Source organism: Streptomyces sp. NRRL S-495, from assembly GCF_000966955.1.
Classification (GTDB): Bacteria; Actinomycetota; Actinomycetes; order Streptomycetales; family Streptomycetaceae; genus Kitasatospora; species Kitasatospora purpeofusca.
On the sequence record NZ_JZWY01000550.1, the window covers coordinates 1 to 2,996 of the forward strand.

A 2,996-nucleotide genomic window follows, 5' to 3' on the forward strand; every position below is an offset into this window, starting at 1 on the left:
AAGGGTGTCTCCCGCGCCCGCCGACCCGAAGCGGACACTGCGCAGGACGGCGACCAGCAGCGGCGCATAGCCGTCCGCCCAGTGGTCCACGTCCGGAGTGGTCAGTTCGACGAGCAGGACCCCCGTGAGGGGAGGCGGCAGCGGCAGGTGGGCCTTGGCGGAGAGCAGCGGGACGCTCCGTCCGCCGCCGAGCTGCCAGCCCGGGGTCTGCTCCAGGGCGACGAGGACCGGGCCGGCCGGTGCTTCGAAGCGGCGTACGAGCCGCCGGGGCCCGCGTCCGCCGGCGGTTTCCGGCGCCGGGGCGATGATCTCGGCCAGGGCGGCGGCCACCGCCTCCTGCGGTGCGGGGTCGGCGGTCTCCAGTTGGGCGACGGTGAGCGTCGCCGTGGAGAGCCGGCCGTCGAGGGTGCCGACGCAGGTGCCCGACCAGATCGTGTCGAGTCCGCTCAGCGCCGCCGAGCCGGTCAGGTGGAGGTCGGTCAGCGCCCGGCGCCGGTCGGTGCCGAGTTCGGCGGCCCGCCCGCCGAGCCGGTCCAGCACCAGTTCGTACGCCTCCTCGGGGTCGTCGGTGGCGCGGAACTCCTCGAAGACCGCCGGGACGTCGAACTCCACGGTGCCGATGTCCTGGTTCACCGCTGCTCCCCTCGACGGTTCGGGTCGGCCGGCGGCGGTCCGGGCGGCGGGACCGCCGCTCCCCCGTCGGGGTAGATCGGCCGGTGCGCGCGGGCCCGTTCCAGCAGCCGGTCCCGGTGGCGGGCGTACGGGCGCACGCCGAGCAGGCAGGCCGCGCCGAGCACCAGCAGGACGGCGCCGGCCACGGGCAGCGACCAGAGGAGCACCAGCGCCGCGAGGGTGAGGGCGACACCGAGGCCGAGCAGGGCCCGAGGGCCGGGCCGCGCCTCGATCTCCGCCACCGAGGCCGTCGGCATCCGGTCCGGCGCGGGCCGCACCGGCCCCAGGCCCGGTGGCCAGCCCGGCGGCGTCCACACCACCGGCCCGCCGGGCCGCGGCGGGCCCCACGGCACGGGCGAGGGGACGCCCGGCCGCAGGTCCGGGCGGCGCATCCAGTCCGCCCGGGCGACCGCCCGCGGGTCCGGGTCGAGCACCGCCCGCACCCGGGCGCTCCCGAGGCGGTCGGAGAACTGCTTGAAGTGCTCCAGGCGGTAGCCGTAGAGCCAGCAGAGCCAGCGCATCTCGGCTTCGCCGAAGGAGAAGAGGTTGACGGGCCGGTCCACCTTCGGCCGGCCGTCCAGCAGCAGGGCCGCCGCGTTCAGGTCCATGCTCTCAATTCCCCTTGCCTGCCGCTGCCTTGTCCTTCTGCGAACCGTCCTGCCAGGCGTTCCCCAGGCCGACGATCAACGGCCCCCCGGGCAGCAGCAGTTCGCCCCACTGGCGGCCGCCGCGCGGGAGGAACTGCTGGAGGCCCCCAGCGTCCTTGGACCAGCCGTCCAGGGTGATGCCCGTCCCGCCCAGGCTGACGCCGTTGCCGACCGCCTCGCGGGCGAACAGCGAGGCCGCCAGCTTCCCGGTCTTGCCGACCGTGCCGATCACCGGGACGACGCCCATCACATCCACCGCGAGGCTCAGCGGCGGCACGTCCGCACCGGCCACCTTCGCGACCGCGTGCGCTCCCAGGGCCGCCCCGGAGAGGCCCATCGACACCGCGCCGAGCCCACCCGCGACCACCTCCAGCGGCGGGAAGAACACCCCGGCCGCCGCGACCCCGATCGCGGCGAGGCCGACCAGGGTGCTGGCGTTGGACAGCAGATCGCCGACAGCGGCGATCGCGTTGGCGTGGTCCTTGACCCATTGCGCCGCGTCCTTGGCGAGCTGGATGTGCGCCGCGGCGAGCTGCTTGACCCCGTCCATCAGCCGGCCGAACCAGCCGGGTCCGTCGGGTGCCGCGTCACCGGCCTTGCCGACCGCGCGCGCCGCCTCCTGGGCCAGGCGGTCGTGCTCGGCCCGCAGCTCCTCCGCCTGCGCGAGGACCGCGTCCAGCTCGGCGTCGGCGGTCTTCAGGCGGGCCTGCGCCGACCGGAGTTTCGCCGTGGCCTCCTCGGCCTGCTGTCCGTCCTGGAACCAGAGTCCGCCGAGGTCGAGGTCCGGGTCGTCCGCGGCCTTCTGCCGCTTGGCCTTGGCGGTCTTCGCCCGGGCCTCCTGGTCGTCGGCCCGGAGCTGCATGCCGGCGAGCTGTTCCCGCCACCCGGCCATCGTCGCGGCGGCGGACGAGAACGAGGCGTGCGCCGTGTCCAACTGCCCCGGGAGCTTGGCGATCCGGGCCGAGAAGGCGTCCGCCGCCTCCCCCTGCCAGGCCTGCCCGTTGCGCGAGGCCCGCTGCACGCTGCCGCGCGCGTCGTTCAACTCCTTGGCCGCCAGCCGGAGATCCTTCACCAGCGTGTCGACACCGCTCAGGCTGCCCGGCGCGGGGTCGAAGCCCAGGGCGGGGAAGCCGTCCCGCTCTACCTTCGGTCCCCAACCGGGGAACCCCGGGCCCGCCATCAGGCGGCCGCCCTGCCGGTCAGCGTGCCCTGGATCACCGCATCGGTGTCCCGGTACGCCTTGGCCGTGGCGTCCAGGCCCGCACCGATGGCGTGCAGCGTCTCGTTCAACTGCTTGAGCCCGAACTTCCATTCACCGCCGAAGTGCGCGCACGCGCCGTCCAGCGCCAGGTGCCCCGCCACCTGCGGCGAGGCCTTGTCGAGCGCGTGCATCGCGCCGGCCATGCTGCCGGTCGCCTCGCGCAGCTCCTGCGACACCTGGCCCAGCTCTCCCGCGTCGACCCTGAACCTGTCCGCCACCGCTCCCCCATCAGCCCCGTACGAATGATCACCGGCACGCTAACGGCCAACTCCTGGATGCGAAGCATCCGTTGACGAATTCCTGACGCGCCCCGAACGTACTTCGAACGCTTCGAGGGCTTCGCACGTGTCGGACGGGGCGGACCGGTCGGCGGGACGTCACGACCACCGAGCTCCGCGTCAGGCGAACTCCCGCAG

Annotated in this window: 4 protein-coding genes; all 4 read right to left on the minus strand. The window is 74.7% G+C overall.

Translation table 11 applies throughout. The features are described 5' to 3' along the window. Positions 1–633 (minus strand): hypothetical protein (locus tag VR45_RS26985; RefSeq protein ID WP_045942441.1); only part of this gene is annotated, 633 nt, incomplete at its 3' end. Beyond that, positions 630–1,280, minus strand: coding sequence for a hypothetical protein (locus tag VR45_RS26990; RefSeq protein WP_045942442.1), 651 nt, complete (start codon positions 1,278–1,280; stop codon positions 630–632). The genes VR45_RS26990 and VR45_RS26985, both read right to left, overlap by 4 nt. Positions 1,281–1,284: 4 nt before the next feature. Then, positions 1,285–2,499, minus strand: coding sequence for a putative T7SS-secreted protein (locus VR45_RS26995; protein WP_045942443.1), 1,215 nt, complete (start codon positions 2,497–2,499; stop codon positions 1,285–1,287). After that, positions 2,499–2,798, minus strand: coding sequence for a type VII secretion target (locus VR45_RS27000; RefSeq protein WP_045942444.1), 300 nt, complete (start codon positions 2,796–2,798; stop codon positions 2,499–2,501). Before VR45_RS27000 ends, VR45_RS26995 begins: the two co-directional genes overlap by 1 nt. Positions 2,799–2,996: the final 198 nt, after the last annotated feature.